The sequence below is a fragment of the Bacteroides sp. 1001302B_160321_D4 genome (genome assembly GCF_015667765.1).
Lineage (GTDB): Bacteria > Bacteroidota > Bacteroidia > Bacteroidales > Bacteroidaceae > Bacteroides > Bacteroides xylanisolvens.
Genome location: NZ_JADPLO010000002.1, coordinates 158,166 through 176,250, shown reverse-complemented (window position 1 = coordinate 176,250; position 18,085 = coordinate 158,166). Strand labels below are relative to the sequence as shown.

Below are 18,085 nucleotides of genomic sequence, written 5' to 3'. Positions count from 1 at the left end.
CTAAAACATTAAAAAACAATGAGTAACGAATTAAAAACAATCCACGAATTCGATTTTACACTGATATGTAATTACTTCAAAGGACTAAAACGTCAAGGTCCGGGAAGCCCTGAAGTCACACAAAAAGCCTTAAGTTTCACCAACGAACTGTCTGACAATGCCAGAATAGCCGATATTGGCTGTGGCACAGGCGGGCAGACAATGGCATTAGCCAACTATACGAAAGGGCAAATTACAGGCATCGATCTTTTCCCCGACTTCATCGAAATATTCAACAGAAATGCAATAGAAGCCCATTGCGAAGACAGAGTAAAAGGCATTGTCGGTTCTATGGACGCTTTGCCGTTTCAAGAGGAAGAACTCGATCTGATCTGGTCCGAAGGAGCTATCTATAATATAGGATTCGAACGCGGCATGAATGAATGGAATAAGTTTCTGAAAAAGAACGGATTCATCGCTGTAACGGAAGCATCCTGGTTCACCCCGGAACGCCCCTCCGAAATAGACGACTTCTGGATGGCTAATTACCCGGAAATCGATACGATTCCGAGAAAAATAGCACAAATGGAGAAAGCCGGATATATCCCGACAGCCCATTTCATCTTACCGGAAAATTGCTGGACCGAGCATTTCTATGCTCCCCAATTCCCGGTTCAGGAAGCCTTTCTGAAGGAATATGCAGGAAATGAAGCTGCCGCAGACCTCATCGCCGGTCAACGACACGAAGAGAACCTATATAATAAGTATAAAGAATACTACGGCTATGTATTCTATATAGGAAAAAAAAGATAATTGACTATCTGCCGGAGAAGTTAGCAAGATAGGATAACTCTCCGGCATTTATTATCCTTTATTTTGCAGAAGATATGGAAACGAAAGATATAAATAAGGAAGAATATCAGTTACGGATCAACAAAGTGACCGACTATATCCATCAAAACATTGACCAGCCGTTATCATTACAGAAAATGGCGGGTATCGCATGCTTTTCTCCTTTCCACTTCCACCGCGTATTTACAATCCTGACCGGCGAAACGCCTACGGATTATATCAAACGCACCCGGATTGAAAAAGCAGCCCTATTATTAAAACAAAACAAGGAACTTTCCGCCACCGAAATTGCCGCCCTTTGCGGCTTTAGCAGCCTTTCGCTGTTAAGTCGCAATTTCAGGCTGCATTTCAGTATGACGATCCGGGAGTTCCGCTCACTAAAATAAAACGCTAAAGAATATGGAAAAAGAAAATAAGATTCTGATTTTTCGAACTTCTATCACCAAAAGATGTGACATCAAACGCATAGGAAAACTTTTGGCAGAGTTCCCTCAAATAGACAAATGGAATGTGGACTTTGAGGACTGGGAGAAAATATTAAGAATCGAGTGCAGTGGTATCACTGCACTCGAAATATCGGAAGTACTCCGGAATAATCATATTTTTGTCAGCGAACTGGAATAAAACGGAGGGAAAGAAGTCTCAAATTCCCAACAATTGTTTCAATTCACCCATTCCTTCAGAAGCCCCCTTCTGAATTACATGTATCGAACGGGAAGTATGCGTATCTACCGGTTTCGGATCAATCAGATACACCTCTGCTCCTCTCGGTACATAATGAAGCAGCCCCGCCGCAGGATATACATTAAGCGATGTACCGATAATGACGAAAATATCCGCTTTCTCCACATAGCGGATAGCTGTTTCAATTTCCGGCACAGCTTCTCCAAACCATACAATGAAAGGTCGTAATTGAGTGCCATCACCGGCCTTGTCTCCCATCTTCACTTCATATTCTTCCGGTTTCAGCTCTTTTATAAATTGAGGATTATATGGATCTCTACTAGAACATACTTTTGTCAGTTCGCCATGCAGATGAATAATGTGGCTGCTTCCGGCGCGTTCATGCAGATTATCTACATTCTGCGTCACCACCGTTACATGGAAACTTTTCTCCAGTTCCGCCAACAATTCATGCCCACGGTTCGGTTTCACCTCCAACAACTGTTTCCGGCGTTCATTATAGAAATTAATCACCAGAGCCGGGTCCCGCTGATAACCTTCAGGAGTAGCCACCTGCTCCACAGGATATTTATCCCACAAACCGCCCGCATCCCGAAATGTACTGATCCCACTCTCGGCACTCATACCGGCACCCGTCAAAACTACCAGATTTTTCATTACTATTCCTCCTTCTTTTTTAATAGCCACACAAATGTAATCAGAATCATCGAATAAAAGAAGACTTTCTTACGCTTAATCTAATCCGATTTATGCAGAACTTTAAGATGAAAGATATAGGTAGTTAACATCAAACATACTAATATTTATTCGTCTGACTATAGTTAAACTTTCATCTGACTATAGTTATTCTTTCATCTGACTATAGTCAGACGAAAAGAAAACTATAGTTAGACGATTAATTATCTGCATAAACTAACTTACACAATAAGAATAAGCAGATTAAATCCCGCCAACAAAAGAACTAATTCTTTAAAGAAAAGCGATTAACTTTCACAGATATAAGAATTTTTAAATAGCAAATGCTAAATCATTCAAATAAAACACGTACTTTTGCGTTTCATAAATTTGCAATTGATTGAAAGCTAAAACCATGAAGGTGATACATTTCAATCGCCAACAAAAAACATTATATGGATAAATTCAGTTACTCTATTGGCCTCGGAATTGGTCAAAACTTATCAAGCATGGGAATCGGAAACCTTGCGGTAGATGATTTCGCACAAGCAATCAAAGATGTATTAGAAGGTAATCAGACGGCTATCAGCCACAATGAAGCCCGCGAAATAGTGAACAAATATTTCGAAGAATTGGAATCTAAGATGGGTGCCGTTGCTATTGAGCAGGGACAGGCATTCCTCGAAGAAAACAAAAAAGGACCGGGCGTAGTTGTCCTTCCCAGCGGACTACAATATGAAATCATCAAAGAAGGTACAGGTAAAAAGCCGAAAGCTACCGATCAGGTAAGATGCCACTATGAAGGTACATTGATCGACGGTACACTGTTCGACAGCTCTATCCAACGCGGAGAACCGGCTGTATTCGGCGTCAACCAAGTAATCCCGGGATGGGTGGAAGCTTTGCAGCTGATGCCGGAAGGTTCCAAATGGAAACTGTATATTCCGTCAGAACTCGCTTATGGCGCAAGAGGTGCCGGAGAAATGATTCCTCCTCACAGCACACTCATTTTTGAAGTAGAATTACTCGAAGTATTATAAATAAAAAAATTCAAAGCAAAATGAAAAAAGTTAGTATTTTTATGGCAATCGCCGCTGCAGCAAGCCTTGCTTCTTGTACAGCTCAAGCTCCTAAAGCAAATCTGAAAACAGACATCGACTCACTGTCGTATTCTATCGGTATGGCTCAGACTCAAGGTCTGAAAGGCTATCTGACAGGTCGTCTGGATGTTGATACTACTTACATGGCAGAATTCATCAAAGGTTTGAACGAAGGCGCAAACAAGACTAGCAAAAAAGACATCGCTTACATGGCAGGTCTGCAAATCGGTCAGCAAATCAGCAACCAGATGATGAAAGGTATCAACCAAGAATTGTTTGGTACAGACTCTACTAAAACTATCAGCAAAGAAAACTTCATGGCAGGTTTCATCGCAGGTACTTTGGAAAAAGGCGGCGTAATGACTATGGAAGCAGCTCAAGAATATACTCGTACAGCTATGGAGACTATCAAAGCAAAAGCTTTGGAAGAAAAATATGCTGACTATAAAGCTGAAAACGAAAAATTCCTTGCTGAAAACAAGACTAAAGACGGCGTAAAAACTACTGCAAGCGGTCTGCAATACAAAGTAATCACTGAAGGTAAAGGTGAAATTCCTGCTGACACTTGCAAAGTGAAAGTGAACTACAAAGGTACTTTGATCGACGGAACAGAATTCGACAGCTCTTACAAACGTAACGAACCGTCTACTTTCCGTGCTAACCAAGTAATCAAAGGTTGGACAGAAGCATTGACTATGATGCCTGTAGGTTCTAAATGGGAACTTTATATCCCACAAGAACTTGCTTACGGTGCAAGAGAATCTGGCAACCAAATCAAACCGTTCTCTACTTTGATTTTCGAAGTTGAACTGTTGAGCATCGAAAAAGATAAGAAATAAGAAAGTTCTTTTCTAAATAGAAAAAGGAAAGAGGCGCAAAACGTTTGTGCCTCTTTTTTTTGCTTTTTCCTATTTTTTTTCTCCGAAAAGAAGAATAATTAAAATAAATCTCTATATTTGCTTACTATTTGATAACAACAGGAAATTACAATTTATTATTATGGAAAGAATAGACAACCTCGACAGGCAGATCCTAGAGATTATCTCCCAGAATGCCCGCATCCCTTTTAAAGACGTAGCAGCCGAATGTGGAGTATCACGCGCAGCTATCCATCAGCGTGTGCAAAGACTGATTGACCTAGGTGTCATTGTAGGCTCTGGTTACCATGTGAACCCGAAATCATTGGGCTACAGAACTTGTACATACGTGGGTATCAAGCTGGAAAAAGGCTCCATGTACAAATCTGTCGTAGCAGAATTACAAAAGATTCCCGAAATAGTGGAATGTCATTTCACTACAGGCCCGTACACAATGCTGACAAAACTTTATGCATGCGACAACGAACATCTGATGGATTTGCTGAATAACAAAATGCAAGAAATACCAGGTGTAGTAGCTACCGAGACTCTGATTTCTCTGGAACAGAGTATCAAGAAAGAGATTCCCATCCGCGTTGAAAAATAATTGTGATGGAGTTTCTAAATGAATATCACCTTGCAGGGTTATTCATCGGAATCTGTACCTTTTTGATTATCGGCCTTTTTCACCCCGTCGTGGTAAAGGCCGAATATTACTGGGGCACAAAATGCTGGTGGATATTCCTGATACTCGGCATTGCCGGTGTGATTGCCTCCTTAAGTATCGATAATGTGATCTTATCTTCTTTATTAGGCGTGTTTGCGTTTTCTTCCTTCTGGACGATCAAAGAGGTTTTCGAACAGGAAGAACGGGTACAAAAAGGATGGTTCCCCAAGAATCCGAAGCGCAAATATAAGTTCTAGAAGCAAAGGATTACAGTTTTTTCTCGAAAGAATTTGCATAATTCGACGGAAAATACTACTTTTGTCACCGCATCCAGTTAATGGATACATCGGGCTTTTAGCTCAGTTGGTTAGAGCAACAGACTCATAATCTGGAGGTCCTTGGTTCAAGCCCAAGATGGCCCACAAACTAAGAGGCTCATTCCTAAGGGAATAGAGCCTCTTTTAGTTTGTAAACCCTCCAGATATAAGTCTGTTGCTCTTGATTATTTATTCCTATTTTAAGCAGATGTTGACTAATTGTTGACTAATTAAAATAGAGCTAATATGCTGACTATTAAAGCTGAAATTAAAAGGAGTGAACTAAAAGTTGACGGAACATATAACGTCAAGATTAGATTCACATTAGACCGCAAGGTAAAACGTTTATCCACCAACCTGTTTGTAACTCAACAAGACCTAACTAAATCCCTCAAATTTAAAGAGGATACTTCCATTAAGAGAGAGGTAGATAGGCTTGTTCTCTATTACAGGGAACAGTGTCTAAAACTGCAACTAGACCAAAATCATTATTCTTTGGATGAGATAGTTGAATTTCTGAACGGAGAACAGGAGAAACAACAGACCATTAATTTTATAAAGTTCAGTCGTGAATGGATAGCCTCAACTACAATCAAAGGTGCACCCAATTATACAACTGCCATTAATGCTTTAGTGCGTTTCATAGGTAAGGAGGAGTTGGATATTAATCTAATTACTCTTGACTTCTTAGAAGACTTCAAATCATTCTTGAATAAAGAACGTGAGATACGGACTAAAAGATTAATGCAGCAAGGCAAACGTGTACCTTCTAATCGTTCACTCTCCCTTTATTTGATAAGTATCAAGAAGTTGTTCAATGAAGCCAAGAGGAGGTATAATAAGAAGGATAAGAATTTAATCTTAATTCCCAACTCACCCTTCATAGAACTTGAAATACCCAAACAAGAAGCTACCCGTAAAAGAGCTATATCCGCAGATATTATAAAGAAGGTATGGAAGTTACCATATAAGGACATGAAGAAGGGTTACAAAGCTACGTGCCGTTATAATTTGGCTAAGGATTGCTTCATTCTCTCATTCTGCCTTATGGGTATGAACTCAGCAGATTTATACAATGCCACTGAAATGAAAGGCAATACAATTACATATAATCGTACAAAGACTAAAGACCGCAGACTGGATAAAGCTCAAATGAAGGTTGATATACCTAAATTAGCCCAACCGCTCATTGAGAAGTATAAGGATAAAACAGGTAAACGCCTCTTCAATTTCTATCAATATTACGTTGACGAGAAAGGTTTTAATAAAGCCATAAACTATGGTTTAAAGGAGATTGGAAGATTATTGGAGATTGATGACTTGGAATATTATGCAGCGCGCCACTCATGGGCTACCATAGCACTCAATAAAGTAGGAATTGACAAATATACAGTCCATGCAGCGTTAAACCACGTTGATGAAACAATGAGGGTAACGGACATCTATATTGAGCGGGATTTCGTCAACGAGAACAGGGCTAATGCGAAGGTCGTGAAGTACGTATTTGGAAGAATGTAATTACATTCTGTAGCAGTTTGTAATGCTGTTCTATTGCATAATGGGACAGCATTATTTATCTTTACAGCACTAATATAAGAAGCGATATGAGAGATTACATACTACCAATTCCAGAATTAAAAAGGATAGAACCCATACTCACGGAATACTTTGGCTATAAGCGTGCCATGTTTGAGAATGAGCTGTTAGCAACTTACTACCATGAATATCCCAGCGGAATCAGTGAAGATATTTGTAAGAACTACATGACAGACCATTCATTTCTAAATACTATTGCAGTAGATAACGGAGTATTTGATTATAAACGGTATGCTTCCAAATCCATTTCTACCAATAAGGCATTTAATCCAAGTAGCTTCATTATGGATTCAGAACACAATATACTTGTCACTCTGCCAAGTAATAATATGTTGGAAAGGCTGATTGATTTATTACAGAAGTATGGTGAAACTGACAATGACGGAGTAATTGGAATAAGTTTGCTTGTTGTAGCTACCATATATGAGAAGTATAAGAATGGTGAACTTTACACAGAAGTTACCATATCAGAGAACACACTGCCTTATCTGGAACAAGTCCGTCCAGAGATGTTAAAGCTATATGAGTTGCTGAATACCAAGAGATACTCACCTTCCAAGAAGAAGGAGCTAAGGGTATTCAGTCCTATAACCATTGATAACGGAGTTAAGAAGATTACTCTTGATAACTCTTGCTATTGGCTGACAGATTTATTGGATAACTATCTTCACATCTATTTAGGAGTAAACAGTTTGGAAGAAGCCCAACAGGAATTGAAGGAAGTATATTCACAGAAGAAGGGCAGGAAAGCCAATAATGCAGCCCATAATCTAATCATGTATGGTACATTCCACCTGTTACAAAGATATTCCTCATTAAAGACCAAGAGTGAACAGATACGCATGACTTTAGGCTACATGGAATTATTATTTGAAGCGGACAGTTTCAATAATGATGAGAACTACACCAATGCAGCAATAGCCTATTTGGTAAAGCAAGGCTATAAACCACAATGGAAGCCCAAGCAGACAGAAGACTACAATTTCTCACCCAATAATCAATCTACAGAACATCTCTGGTAATTAATAATCTACCAATCCTCACAGACTACCATGTAATCACGTGGTAGTTATTTTTATGTCCTTAAATCAGCTAATCCATTGATATTCTTATATCTAAAGAATACACTTCAAATCGCCTTCTATTCTTTATAACACACCTTCTGACTATTCCCCACCTTTGCAATGTAAAACGAGAGCATTGAATAACTGACAAGACAAGTTCCTAAAGAATAGAGCTGAAATCAGAACTTATTCTTTATAACACAGCAGTTAGGATAGCAGTAGTTTTGCACCGCAATCAAACGTTAAGGGTGCACACTTAACCGGAGGTTGCAGAATAAAATTAATTAATAACAAATTAAAATTTAAAGATTATGAAAATTACAAATTTAAATTTCGGAGGTTATATTATTCCTGCAAACTCTTATGACAACATGGGTGCACACAACACTGTAAAATTCATGATGCAGAAGGGGGAATATTTAACAGTCAAATTCAGTAAGGACAAAGGTGGGTACAACTACGCATGGGTAGAATCCGATAAATTAAAAGGTTTCAAATATCTATTAACAGGAAGTTCAATTGCATGGTTGGCGACATATCTGCAATCTGGAGAATATGAGGACTGCAATATAAAACCAACAGAAGTAACTCCCGAAGAGGATGAGAACTTCGATATTCAGACCGAGGTACTTAAAATCTTCATAAATCAAAAGAGAAAGGTACAAATTACTCCATTATTCAGAGAGACAAGTGGATATATCAATGCAACAGCCTCCTTTGCACATGGAAAGGTACTATTTAGAATCAAGCGTACAGAAGAGTTGGTAGATTACCTAAGAGAGCAAGATTATTTAATATAAGAATAGCTAACTTTGCAACGGGAGAGGGATAAATGCCTTCTCCCTCCTTTTAATTACAAAGTGACAATGGAAACAAGGTACATAAAGATTAATAAAGACGCGAATAACAAGATTCAATATTTAAAGGAAGTATTACCGAAGATTCCTGCCAATACAATACTATATAAGAAACTGACAGGACTTGGAGCTACTTATGGAGAACTGAAAGCAGACAGGCATTCTATCATTATCGAACCGAATGTTCCTGTAATAATTGGTAAATGTGAGGATTCCAAACATAAAGCTGATGCTCTGTTCGGAGTATATAAGGGTGTAAACACGGAAGACATTATTGAATATTTGAATAAGAATAAAGGCAGGTTCTATAAGATACTTACCACGCCAGAAAGTTTCAAGAAGGTAAAAGATGCCTTTGAAGCAATGGATATGGATATACGCTTTACTTGCTTCCTATTGTTCGACGAATGCCACAAAGTCACGAAAGATGTTGATTACAGAAATGATATAACCCTGCCACTGGACGACTTCTTCGATTTTGAAGAGAAGGCGCTCGTTTCAGCCACACCAATAGAAGTAACAGACCCACGCTTTGAACAACAGGGCTTTCAAATATTAGAAATCCAACCGACATTTGAATATACCAGGAATATCCAAGTAAGTCACACAAATAATATTTTAGAAACCACCAAGAATATTCTTTCATTGATTAAGTCTACCAACGGGAGCAACAACCAGTACAATTGCTTCTTTATAAACTCAACCGACATTATATATTCACTCATCAAACAAATGGATATACAGGATGATTCTGTAGTATTCTGTGCAGACCAAAGTGTAGACAAGTTGAAAAGGTTGAAGTTTAAGAACGCCTGTTCCAAATGGGATAGGAATAAGATAAAGATGTATAATTTCTTTACTTCCAGATTCTACAATGCATTGGATATAGAATTGGATGAACAGCCCAACATTATTATTATATCCGATGTCTACTTTGCGGAACAGACAATGGTAGACCCTTACTGTGATGTCATACAGATAGTAGGTAGATTCAGAAACGGAGTATCTAATATTGTACATATCAGTAATACCAATAAAGATTTACCTCAACGCAGCATGGAAGAAATAAAACTTTATATTCATAGCAGTGAGGAAGTTTATAAGATTCTTACCAGCTATTACAATACGGCTACCACCAAAGAGGCAAGGGATGCATACCGTTCGGCACGTGATAGTGTACCATATAATAAATACTTGGATAAGAGGCAGAACAAGAATTGGTTTGCTATTGATAATTACATTAATGAGGAAATTCTAAAAGGCTATTATCATGATAGAGAATCACTAGTTAACGCCTATAAGAATACAGGAGCTTTCAATGTTGAATCAACCGGCTTCTCATACCCACTAGGAGACACAGAACGTTTGAAACGAGAGAACAGATGCATATCTCTTAAGGAGAAACGCAAAGTCATAGTTTCCCAACTTGAACTATTGGATAACACGGAACTGGATATGCAATTTAAAAGAGACTTAATCGAAAGTGATGAATTTATAGTGAAAGCCTATGATTGTTTAGGTAAAGGAGAAATAGAAAGATTGAATTACTCCCAGTCCAAAATACAGGAAGCCATGATACTCAAACAATACCAGACCAGAAGCAAAGGCGGGGAAACTGTCGCATTAATCAAGAACTCTTTTAGAATCGGACGGAAGTACAAATTGGATTACATAAAGAAGGAAATTAAACGTATATATGAATTAATGGAAGTACCACCTCATAAAGCCATAACAAGTAAAACTATAGAAGAGTTCTTTCATACGGAGAATGCATGGATTGGCAAAGACAAAGCCAGACTAATCATTAGAGAAAGAGTATAAGAGATATACTACCATTTTAGAAAGAACTCTATTTATATGGGGGTGTTCTAAAAATGTTGAATATGCCATAGTCCCGATAGTCCGGTTATCACCAACTTGGATTATCGGGATTTATTTTATCCTGTAGTCTGTCATTCCCGATTGTGGTATAATGGTTAGGCAATGCCACTGACATTTATTACCTTTGCAATACCTCAAATGACATAACATTCAGATTGTCTGTTACCTACCCAGATTCACCACTACAAACCTATTCTAATCTTATTAATTACTATGAAGGAACTTACCTATCATGAAATCAGAATTAAAGCCCTGAAGAATAATGTACGGGACAATAAACTTCAAATCGGAATGTGGGCGCAATTTAATGGCTACATGAAACGCAGGGTACACAGGAACGGAAGATATTATACTGTATATATCCCATTACAGAGACTAGCCGATTAATTATTATGATAATCCATTTACCTACAGGGAAGCAGTTTGCCAACAGGAAGGAAGCCAAGATTTACTTTGGCACAGCCTACTATTACAAGTTGGAACGGGAGAAGAGAGATTTGTTATTTACCGATAATGTTCAATCAGCTACTAATGAATATTGCCAAACAACATCTAATAAACAGGACAAGCATAAGAACTCATAATGCTACCATTAATAAGTCAATGTTAAATGCTTTAAATGAACCTGACCTGTATAGATTCTTTTGTCTGTCTCTATATAGAAACAGCTATTATAATGTAAGACTACGGATTGAAGATATAGCCAAGATTACAGGTGAGAAGGAAAGCACATTAAAGAATTTCAATAAGAGCATGGACACGGTATTGACAAGAAAGAAATACCCCAGCCCAATCAACCACCCTGTATATGAATTTACAATGAGAAGTCTGTATAAGATACCTGCCATGGATTACAAAGGCTTTATCACATTATCCCATAAGTTTACCCAAGTTAAGCTAAGTGTGAAAGTGAAAGGGTACTATATCAAGCTATTATTAATTGCAGAGAATAATACTATTCTTCTTACTAACATAGGAATAGCTAATAAGTTGGGAATAAGTAAGAATACAGTCTCCAAATATAATATTGAATTATTCCAAGCAGGATTGTTAAAACTGTTTCCCGACAGGTTGGAACTTACTCCTAATGAATTACTAATAAGCAATGATGAAGCCAAACAAAAGAAAGAATGGCATCCCATTACAGGAGATTTATTACCTAATATAACTCTTAGCTTTAATAAGTAAGTAAAGAGGTCATTTTATACCTGTTATTAATTATATTAAGAGAGGGTATAATTTGACCTCTGACTGTAATATATAGTCTTTATATGCTTATGAAGTCGAATTAATAATGACAGGGATAGCATTTGATAAGAATACTACCACTACCTTTTAATGAGATTCATATTATAAGGTTGGGGCTCTCTACACATATATCCAAATTACATCTTTAGTCTGATTTGAGTGTCAATAAAATACAAGTCCTTGTCAATACCGTACAGCACATTGTTGGGAACGGCATCAAACACTTCATATTGGTCGTTATGGAACTCGTCTATGTAATCCATTTCAAAACCAAGCGCTTCCATGTATTCAGCAATTTCATCTTCTGTTGCTTCCCGTTCCGCCAATATGTAAGGTTGTGTGAGAACTGCACTGAACTCTTGACGGCTGTTATAAGAGAAGCCAATCATCTGATAGGGTACATTACTAAAGAACTTATTGTGTGCGTTAATGCGAATGAAGAAGTTCTCCAAATCATCCCCTGCATACTCAAAGTTGTTCAGCTTGATAACAGACGATTTACCGTCATGGAACACTTCATTCTCACCGCCCTTATCCATGTAGGTAATATTGAGGTGTGACAAGTCAATCCATAAATTGTTGGCGTTGGCAAATACTATCAGTTCTTTAATTTGCCTTCCCTTATAGCCCTCTGTTGGTTCAATTTCTCCTGTTGCTTCCTTACTTCTTCTGGTGATACAGGTTGCTTGCTCCAAGAGATTATTGATTGGCGGGTACGCTCTATCCATTGCTTGTGAAATTCATTAATATATTCCATAATTCATATAATTATGAGTTTATGCAAATGTAGGCAATCTATTTGAATCTGACAATATATAGATATATAAGTGTACTACCTTTTAATGAGATTTATTTATATTATATACCCCAACTCAAATTTGGTAGTATCTAAAATCATACCCCCGCCCCTTTAGATTTAGGTCGTGTTTCTATTTAAACTTTATGCTTTGATAAAGTAAAATTATTAGTCAGGCAGTGAGCATAAGGTATATATTATGCACTCTATAGCGGTGTAACTACTCTACACCCCCTCACCCATTATTGGAGAAGTAAATAGTTTTGCGTGAATCGCTTTCCAACTCACAAGCTTTCTGAATCTCTGGAATATCAGCCTCATCTATTATTAATATATGATTCTGTATTGACAGACACAAAGACAGGTGATAAGGGAGGTTCTTCATACCAAGCCGTCTATTTACTGCTTTATTCACTGATTACTAATCTAAAACAATATGTATGGAAGATTTAAAGATGTTATGTACGATTGGTACAATACTAATTGTGCCGTTAATTCTAATGCCGCAATTCTTTATTGGATTATTAATATTGATTGTGGCTTGCTTAGCTTTCAGATAGGGGAATTTCAAATTAACAGGATTTTATGAGAAGTTTATTCTATCTGTTAGTTGTCATTGCTACAATGATTGTGGCAATGTTATCCTTTCCTTTATTAATAGCGGGCTATATCTTATTGCTAATATATGCCTTGTTCAAAGGATAGCAGTTATTAACAAGACAATCACATTAATAATTGACGTTATGAATTTAGATTATAAAGTTGGAGAAGTAGAGCTTACATATAAGCCAACTACCAGAAACAGAAGCAAGGTTTACAGTGCTGCTGACGCTTTCCAGATTCTGCTGCCTACCTTCAAAGAAGGGACTATAGATTACAAGGAGTACTTTAAAGTATTATTCTTGAATCAAGCCAACCAGGTCTTGGGATATACACAAATATCCGAAGGTGGGATAACAGAGACAAGCGTAGATGTCAGAATGATATTGCAGGCTGCCCTACTAACTAATTCTGTATCTTTAATCTTGGCACACAATCACCCAAGCGGGAATTTAAAGCCAAGCACACTGGATATTGAGTTAACGAGATGTATTAAGGAAGCTGCCAAACTAATGAGAATTAATGTACTAGACCATATCATTATGACAAGTGAAAGCTATTATAGCTTTAGCGATGAAGGTACGCTTTAACTTGTTTGTGTTCAAATTGGGAATGTGTTCAAATTAATCTGCAAAGGTGGTTTGGACACATTCTTTTATGTTATCAATTTAATCAAAGATTATGTTACAAGCATTATTAATCGTTACATTCTGGATTATAGTTTTCTTTATTGCGTGTGCAATTTCACCTGTTGTATTCTTCTTGATGATTATTTGGACTATATACAAGATTATTACAATGAAGTAGTACATGAAGAACTAATAAGGGTATCTATATACTATATATAGGTACTCTTTCTATTTATAAACCTCTTAAATATTATAGAATATGGTAATAGAAGGCAGTCGCGAATACAAGGCAGCGCAAGAACTTGAAAGAGCCTTGAACGATTATAGTTGGAATCCTAAAAGGTTTGCTGAAAGTACAAAGTGTTACCACCGTACACTACAGCAGGAATTAATGAAAACCATAGTAGAGATTATTCGCATGGTTGGTAGTAGGAACTATGGTACAGACCTTAGGAATCAGGCATCACACGAACTTTGTAAACGGATAGTTGACAGTGGCGTGTTGGATGAAGCCCAACTACCTTTTATATAGGTTGAATGAAGTAAGGGCATTATTTACTTAGTGTCCTTGCTTTATAATATTCACTTCTACTATTAGTGAATGTTTAGCCAGTAATCAGTAGGTTAGATATTCCAACTCAAAATTAATATTCACTTATATTAGTTTCACTATAAAACAGAACGTTATGTCACTTAAATATTCAAGTACAATAGCAGATTATCTGCAATGGAGCGAAGCGATGAACTTAATAAGAAAGTTGGCAAGGGATAGTAATTATAAGATGTCACTTCTTATTGCTTTGGGTTGCTTCACAGGTCTAAGAATTTCTGATATTCTTGCTTTGAGGTGGAATCAGATACTAGATGCAGAAGAATTTACCATTATAGAGATTAAAACAGGGAAGCAAAGGACTATTAGGATTAATATGCAGCTACAGCAACATATCAGAGATTGTTATGAGCATATAAATCCAGTTGGCATAAATGCTCCTGTATTGATAAGTCAGAAGGGGACAGTGTACACAGTTCAGAGAATCAATGTCATGCTGAAAGAGATTAAGAAGAAGTACAAGTTGCATATAGGCAATTTCAGTTGCCATTCTCTTAGAAAGACCTTTGGCAGACAGGTTTATAATATGAACAGTGATAATTCGGAGCTTGCACTTGTTAAGCTCATGGAGCTATTCAATCATTCCAGTGTATCAATTACTAAGAGATACTTGGGATTAAGGCAAGAGGAATTATTAAATACTTATGATTGTCTTAGCTTCTGATAATTGGGTTGGTATGAAAGTTCAGAATTTCTACTTATATGGGGATTTGGCAAGTTTCATACCAACCTTGAATTATTGAGTAGAGACAGCTCTCAACTTTTAATAAACAATAGTTCTTGCAAATATAAACATCTTTCGTAACTTTGTGGCAGTTTCAGCCTTTAGCGTTAAGGTTGACTTGTATTTATTACGAAAGGTGTTATTGATATTATCTTCTATTGACAAATTCTCGCAAAATTTGAAAGTAGTATGAAGATGATAGCAATAGCACCCATATCTGTTTGATTATGTTTCCCTCTATGGGACTTCATAGTTTTAAATAGGTGTGGGGTTGCTGTTGCTTTATCCATACTACAGGCAATGCGAGAAGCCAGTCAATAGGATGAAGTTAATAGTTCCCTGCACCTTCTTTATTTAATAATGCCTACCGTAGGGGAACAGGTTGGCAGAATTAAATTTATATCAATTATGAAAACTTTGAGATTAATTGGAACGACCTTGTTAATGGTTGTATTGTGTTTGAACTTTACCGCTTGTGGTGATGATGACGATGACGACCCGTCTAATCCATTGGTTGGAGTATGGCAGAACGATGATGAAGGTGAACATTTAAGGTGGACCTTCCGAAATGACGGAAGCGGAGAAGAGCATTTATTTTATGACGATGATAGCGAATCATACACGTATCAGTTTACTTACACTTATGATAGTAAATCCAGTACATTAATAATAAACTATGACGATGATGATACTGACAAATATACTATCAACATTAATGGCAATACAATGATTGCTGCCTATAATGATAATAAGGAAGGTATTATTGAAACCACTTTCAAGAAGAAGTAATAATTAAATAAAGGCAGCATTTGAAGTAACATTCACTTGCTGCCTTATTAATTACCTCCTTCTCTTCTTAACTAATTTATGCTTATCCTTCTTAGTTGAATTTGAGAATAGTTGTTCTAACATTTCCCTTGTAATAGGTAAGTATGTTACTTCTGTTAATCTAGTCTCTCTAATCTCTTGTGGTAAATAGTGAATTGTGTTATTCCTCTTTGGTGTTACTTGCATATTTGTGTAGCAATAAATAGGTTGGTAATTGAATCATCTGACAGTAAAGGTACTAAGAAGCAGAGGAAGAACATAATACATGGAGCGAAGTTTTAAAGATTGCAGGGCAGGTACACATATAAATAAAATTCTGCATTTGGGTATAATAAGAAACAGTGATTTAATTCTTGATATGAGGAATTATTATTAACTTTGCAGGGTAAGTTCAATGTTGACTAATTGTTGACTGATAACCTACAATGAGATTATTAATAGGTTGACATACTGTTATTTAATAGAATAAAAATTAGAGCCTCATAATCTGGAGGTCCTTGGTTCAAGCCCAAGATGGCCCACGAAAAACTCCTGTAAGTATTTCACTTACAGGAGTTTTTCTTTTATACGGTCAGAATAATGAGATTTACAAAATTAGGAACAGTGCTCCATATTGAAATAAGAATATCAATACTAAATGATTCCAAAGTGCTTCAAAGCCTTACACAAACCGTCATTCTCAACGGTATCAGTAACAAAATCGGCTGACGTCTTGACAGTCTCCGATGCATTTCCCATAGCTACTCCGATTCCGGCAGCTTTCAGCATAGGAATATCATTACCGCCATCACCGCAAGCCATTATTTCCGCCATCTCAATCCCATAATAATCGGCAAAAGCTGAAAGTCCGGTTGCCTTACTGATTCCTGCAAGGTTCACATCAGCAAATAAGGGATGCCAGCGTGATAAGGAAAGGTTAGGCAGAAGCGGCATTACTTGCTGTTCCATTTCATCATCGATATAAAAACAAAGCTGGCAACACTCTTTTCTGTCAAATAGTTCTTCAATGTCTACAACGGCGGGGATGGGATGTTCCACGGTTTTGGCAATCCGTTCGACAGTCGGAGTCAGCCGATTGACAAACACGCCTTCATCCAGTTCAATAGCAACTGCGAAATCAAAAGCTTTTGCTATTTCCATGGCTTTCTTAAAATCATCCTTTGGAATAAGGTGTCTCCTTATCACAGTGCCATCCAGTAAGACACAGTCAGCTCCATTCAATGCAATAATTCCATCATACGGAACAGCAGCTATTTCATGAAGGTCGCCTGCCGCTCTACCGGTAGCAATGACTATTCGAATCCCACGGTCATGAATCTCCTTAAGAGCTTCAACAGAAGATTGCAATATTTTATGAGTTTCAAAACTCACCAATGTTCCATCTACATCGAGCATGATTGCTTTTATCATAACACCTACATTTTTTATTTACAGTCTATTACCCAGCGACAAAGTTACTGAAAAAATCCCCATAGCAGGTATACCTCCAATACATAAAACAAAAAAGGCAAAAGGAAACAAGATCCTTTTGCCCTATACCTATTGATACCTACTGAAAAATGATAGTTAACGTTTAGCGGAAGTCCTTCAACTCTTCCTGTAATTTCTGACGGGTAAAGAATATGCGGCTTTTTACAGTACCTAACGGAAGATTCAACTTCTCTGCAATCTCACGGTACTTGAATCCTGAAACGTGCATAGCAAACGGAACTCTGTATTCTTTAGGCAGAGCATTGACTACGCGGTGCATTTCCTTTAAATCGTAAGCTCTTTCTGTACTTTCAAAACCTGACTCTTGTGGCAGATTCAGATGATAGAGGTTTTCAGTCTGATCGACAAATGTCTGATCGCGCACTACTTTGCGGTAATTATTAATAAAGATGTTCCGCATTATAGTATACATCCATCCTTTAAAATTTGTGTCGGGGGTATATTTGTCTTCGTTATCCAATGCTTTTAATGAGGTTTCCTGTAACAAATCGTTTGCTTCTTCACGATCGGTTGTCAGTTTGTATGCGAAGCGGAGTAATTCATCCTGTACTCCTATCAGATCTTTCCTGAAGCTTAAACTTTTCATATACGCTATTTTTAAATTGTGAGTATTCGTTGTTATAATTTTGA

The 18,085-nt window shown here is 37.3% G+C and carries 21 protein-coding genes and 1 tRNA gene; 18 read left to right on the top strand and 4 right to left on the bottom strand.

Going from position 1 to position 18,085, the window contains the following annotated elements:
• Positions 1 to 18 precede the first annotated feature (18 nt).
• From KFO40_RS01545 to KFO40_RS01535, 3 genes are all read left to right on the top strand, one after another.
• A complete protein-coding gene (locus KFO40_RS01545) occupies positions 19 to 792 on the top strand; it encodes a class I SAM-dependent methyltransferase (RefSeq protein ID WP_004296598.1) in 774 nt (257 codons plus the stop codon).
• A gap of 74 nt (positions 793 to 866) precedes the next feature.
• Complete coding sequence (locus tag KFO40_RS01540; protein ID WP_004296599.1) at positions 867 to 1,217, top strand: helix-turn-helix domain-containing protein; 351 nt, start codon at positions 867 to 869, stop codon at positions 1,215 to 1,217.
• Between the two features lie 13 nt (positions 1,218 to 1,230).
• Positions 1,231 to 1,455, top strand: coding sequence for a hypothetical protein (locus KFO40_RS01535; protein WP_049701377.1), 225 nt, complete (start codon positions 1,231 to 1,233; stop codon positions 1,453 to 1,455).
• 18 nt (positions 1,456 to 1,473) lie between these two features.
• Here KFO40_RS01535 and KFO40_RS01530 read toward each other — a convergent pair whose 3' ends face one another.
• Positions 1,474 to 2,172: an SIR2 family NAD-dependent protein deacylase gene (locus tag KFO40_RS01530; RefSeq protein ID WP_049702219.1), complete on the bottom strand. Its 699-nt coding sequence runs from the start codon at positions 2,170 to 2,172 to the stop codon at positions 1,474 to 1,476.
• Between the two features lie 473 nt (positions 2,173 to 2,645).
• Between KFO40_RS01530 and KFO40_RS01525 the strand changes: the two genes are divergently transcribed.
• The 11 genes from KFO40_RS01525 (at position 2,646) to KFO40_RS01475 (ending at position 11,717) form a co-directional block, all read left to right on the top strand.
• Complete coding sequence (locus tag KFO40_RS01525) at positions 2,646 to 3,230, top strand: FKBP-type peptidyl-prolyl cis-trans isomerase (protein WP_004296602.1); 585 nt, start codon at positions 2,646 to 2,648, stop codon at positions 3,228 to 3,230.
• A gap of 20 nt (positions 3,231 to 3,250) precedes the next feature.
• The gene (locus tag KFO40_RS01520; RefSeq protein ID WP_004296603.1) at positions 3,251 to 4,129 is read left to right on the top strand and encodes an FKBP-type peptidyl-prolyl cis-trans isomerase; all 879 of its coding nucleotides are present in this window, start codon (positions 3,251 to 3,253) and stop codon (positions 4,127 to 4,129) included.
• A 160-nt stretch (positions 4,130 to 4,289) separates the two neighbouring features.
• Positions 4,290 to 4,754 carry an Lrp/AsnC family transcriptional regulator gene (locus KFO40_RS01515; RefSeq protein ID WP_004302580.1) on the top strand — a complete coding sequence of 155 codons (465 nt, stop codon included), beginning with the start codon at positions 4,290 to 4,292 and terminating at the stop codon, positions 4,752 to 4,754.
• A gap of 5 nt (positions 4,755 to 4,759) precedes the next feature.
• Positions 4,760 to 5,071 (top strand): DUF4491 family protein, encoded by a 312-nt coding sequence (locus tag KFO40_RS01510; protein WP_049701378.1) that lies wholly within the window; start codon positions 4,760 to 4,762, stop codon positions 5,069 to 5,071.
• A 91-nt stretch (positions 5,072 to 5,162) separates the two neighbouring features.
• Positions 5,163 to 5,236: transfer RNA gene (locus tag KFO40_RS01505), tRNA-Ile, on the top strand.
• Between the two features lie 141 nt (positions 5,237 to 5,377).
• The gene (locus KFO40_RS01500; protein ID WP_211146003.1) at positions 5,378 to 6,649 is read left to right on the top strand and encodes a site-specific integrase; all 1,272 of its coding nucleotides are present in this window, start codon (positions 5,378 to 5,380) and stop codon (positions 6,647 to 6,649) included.
• Positions 6,650 to 6,735: 86 nt separating this feature from the next.
• The gene (locus KFO40_RS01495) at positions 6,736 to 7,749 is read left to right on the top strand and encodes a hypothetical protein (protein ID WP_195655796.1); all 1,014 of its coding nucleotides are present in this window, start codon (positions 6,736 to 6,738) and stop codon (positions 7,747 to 7,749) included.
• A gap of 353 nt (positions 7,750 to 8,102) precedes the next feature.
• Positions 8,103 to 8,591 (top strand): hypothetical protein, encoded by a 489-nt coding sequence (locus KFO40_RS01490; RefSeq protein WP_128859604.1) that lies wholly within the window; start codon positions 8,103 to 8,105, stop codon positions 8,589 to 8,591.
• Between the two features lie 66 nt (positions 8,592 to 8,657).
• Positions 8,658 to 10,469, top strand: coding sequence for a DEAD/DEAH box helicase family protein (locus KFO40_RS01485; protein ID WP_211146002.1), 1,812 nt, complete (start codon positions 8,658 to 8,660; stop codon positions 10,467 to 10,469).
• Positions 10,470 to 10,921: 452 nt separating this feature from the next.
• The gene (locus tag KFO40_RS01480) at positions 10,922 to 11,113 is read left to right on the top strand and encodes a hypothetical protein (protein ID WP_008649611.1); all 192 of its coding nucleotides are present in this window, start codon (positions 10,922 to 10,924) and stop codon (positions 11,111 to 11,113) included.
• Positions 11,061 to 11,717: a hypothetical protein gene (locus KFO40_RS01475; RefSeq protein WP_211146001.1), complete on the top strand. Its 657-nt coding sequence runs from the start codon at positions 11,061 to 11,063 to the stop codon at positions 11,715 to 11,717. Before KFO40_RS01480 ends, KFO40_RS01475 begins: the two co-directional genes overlap by 53 nt.
• A 197-nt stretch (positions 11,718 to 11,914) precedes the next feature.
• Here KFO40_RS01475 and KFO40_RS01470 read toward each other — a convergent pair whose 3' ends face one another.
• Positions 11,915 to 12,505, bottom strand: coding sequence for a hypothetical protein (locus KFO40_RS01470; protein WP_211146000.1), 591 nt, complete (start codon positions 12,503 to 12,505; stop codon positions 11,915 to 11,917).
• Positions 12,506 to 13,316: 811 nt separating this feature from the next.
• Here KFO40_RS01470 and KFO40_RS01465 point away from each other — a divergent pair.
• From KFO40_RS01465 to KFO40_RS01450, 4 genes are all read left to right on the top strand, one after another.
• On the top strand, positions 13,317 to 13,763 hold the full coding sequence (locus tag KFO40_RS01465; RefSeq protein WP_008649616.1) for a JAB domain-containing protein: 447 nt from the start codon (positions 13,317 to 13,319) through the stop codon (positions 13,761 to 13,763).
• Positions 13,764 to 14,061: 298 nt separating this feature from the next.
• Entirely contained in the window at positions 14,062 to 14,334 is a 273-nt protein-coding gene (locus tag KFO40_RS01460) for a hypothetical protein (protein WP_211145999.1), read from the top strand.
• Between the two features lie 154 nt (positions 14,335 to 14,488).
• The gene (locus tag KFO40_RS01455; protein ID WP_211145998.1) at positions 14,489 to 15,076 is read left to right on the top strand and encodes a tyrosine-type recombinase/integrase; all 588 of its coding nucleotides are present in this window, start codon (positions 14,489 to 14,491) and stop codon (positions 15,074 to 15,076) included.
• A 468-nt stretch (positions 15,077 to 15,544) separates the two neighbouring features.
• Positions 15,545 to 15,925, top strand: a complete 381-nt coding sequence (locus tag KFO40_RS01450; protein ID WP_128859536.1) for a DUF5640 domain-containing protein — start codon at positions 15,545 to 15,547, stop codon at positions 15,923 to 15,925.
• Between the two features lie 672 nt (positions 15,926 to 16,597).
• Here KFO40_RS01450 and KFO40_RS01445 read toward each other — a convergent pair.
• Positions 16,598 to 17,374, bottom strand: coding sequence for a Cof-type HAD-IIB family hydrolase (locus KFO40_RS01445; RefSeq protein WP_211145997.1), 777 nt, complete (start codon positions 17,372 to 17,374; stop codon positions 16,598 to 16,600).
• Positions 17,375 to 17,537: 163 nt separating this feature from the next.
• A complete protein-coding gene (locus KFO40_RS01440) occupies positions 17,538 to 18,041 on the bottom strand; it encodes an RNA polymerase sigma factor (protein WP_004296608.1) in 504 nt (167 codons plus the stop codon).
• Positions 18,042 to 18,085: the final 44 nt, after the last annotated feature.

Excerpts from the sequence above, each read along its gene's own strand:
- KFO40_RS01545 (WP_004296598.1), top strand. The coding sequence starts at position 19 with ATGAGTAACGAATTAAAAACAATCCACGAATTCGATTTTACACTGATA.
- KFO40_RS01540 (WP_004296599.1), top strand. The coding sequence starts at position 867 with ATGGAAACGAAAGATATAAATAAGGAAGAATATCAGTTACGGATCAAC.
- KFO40_RS01535 (WP_049701377.1), top strand. The coding sequence starts at position 1,231 with ATGGAAAAAGAAAATAAGATTCTGATTTTTCGAACTTCTATCACCAAA.
- KFO40_RS01530 (WP_049702219.1), bottom strand. The coding sequence starts at position 2,172 with ATGAAAAATCTGGTAGTTTTGACGGGTGCCGGTATGAGTGCCGAGAGT.
- KFO40_RS01525 (WP_004296602.1), top strand. The coding sequence starts at position 2,646 with ATGGATAAATTCAGTTACTCTATTGGCCTCGGAATTGGTCAAAACTTA.
- KFO40_RS01520 (WP_004296603.1), top strand. The coding sequence starts at position 3,251 with ATGAAAAAAGTTAGTATTTTTATGGCAATCGCCGCTGCAGCAAGCCTT.
- KFO40_RS01515 (WP_004302580.1), top strand. The coding sequence starts at position 4,290 with ATGGAAAGAATAGACAACCTCGACAGGCAGATCCTAGAGATTATCTCC.
- KFO40_RS01510 (WP_049701378.1), top strand. The coding sequence starts at position 4,760 with ATGGAGTTTCTAAATGAATATCACCTTGCAGGGTTATTCATCGGAATC.
- KFO40_RS01500 (WP_211146003.1), top strand. The coding sequence starts at position 5,378 with ATGCTGACTATTAAAGCTGAAATTAAAAGGAGTGAACTAAAAGTTGAC.
- KFO40_RS01495 (WP_195655796.1), top strand. The coding sequence starts at position 6,736 with ATGAGAGATTACATACTACCAATTCCAGAATTAAAAAGGATAGAACCC.
- KFO40_RS01490 (WP_128859604.1), top strand. The coding sequence starts at position 8,103 with ATGAAAATTACAAATTTAAATTTCGGAGGTTATATTATTCCTGCAAAC.
- KFO40_RS01485 (WP_211146002.1), top strand. The coding sequence starts at position 8,658 with ATGGAAACAAGGTACATAAAGATTAATAAAGACGCGAATAACAAGATT.
- KFO40_RS01480 (WP_008649611.1), top strand. The coding sequence starts at position 10,922 with ATGATAATCCATTTACCTACAGGGAAGCAGTTTGCCAACAGGAAGGAA.
- KFO40_RS01475 (WP_211146001.1), top strand. The coding sequence starts at position 11,061 with ATGAATATTGCCAAACAACATCTAATAAACAGGACAAGCATAAGAACT.
- KFO40_RS01470 (WP_211146000.1), bottom strand. The coding sequence starts at position 12,505 with ATGGATAGAGCGTACCCGCCAATCAATAATCTCTTGGAGCAAGCAACC.
- KFO40_RS01465 (WP_008649616.1), top strand. The coding sequence starts at position 13,317 with ATGAATTTAGATTATAAAGTTGGAGAAGTAGAGCTTACATATAAGCCA.
- KFO40_RS01460 (WP_211145999.1), top strand. The coding sequence starts at position 14,062 with ATGGTAATAGAAGGCAGTCGCGAATACAAGGCAGCGCAAGAACTTGAA.
- KFO40_RS01455 (WP_211145998.1), top strand. The coding sequence starts at position 14,489 with ATGTCACTTAAATATTCAAGTACAATAGCAGATTATCTGCAATGGAGC.
- KFO40_RS01450 (WP_128859536.1), top strand. The coding sequence starts at position 15,545 with ATGAAAACTTTGAGATTAATTGGAACGACCTTGTTAATGGTTGTATTG.
- KFO40_RS01445 (WP_211145997.1), bottom strand. The coding sequence starts at position 17,374 with ATGATAAAAGCAATCATGCTCGATGTAGATGGAACATTGGTGAGTTTT.
- KFO40_RS01440 (WP_004296608.1), bottom strand. The coding sequence starts at position 18,041 with ATGAAAAGTTTAAGCTTCAGGAAAGATCTGATAGGAGTACAGGATGAA.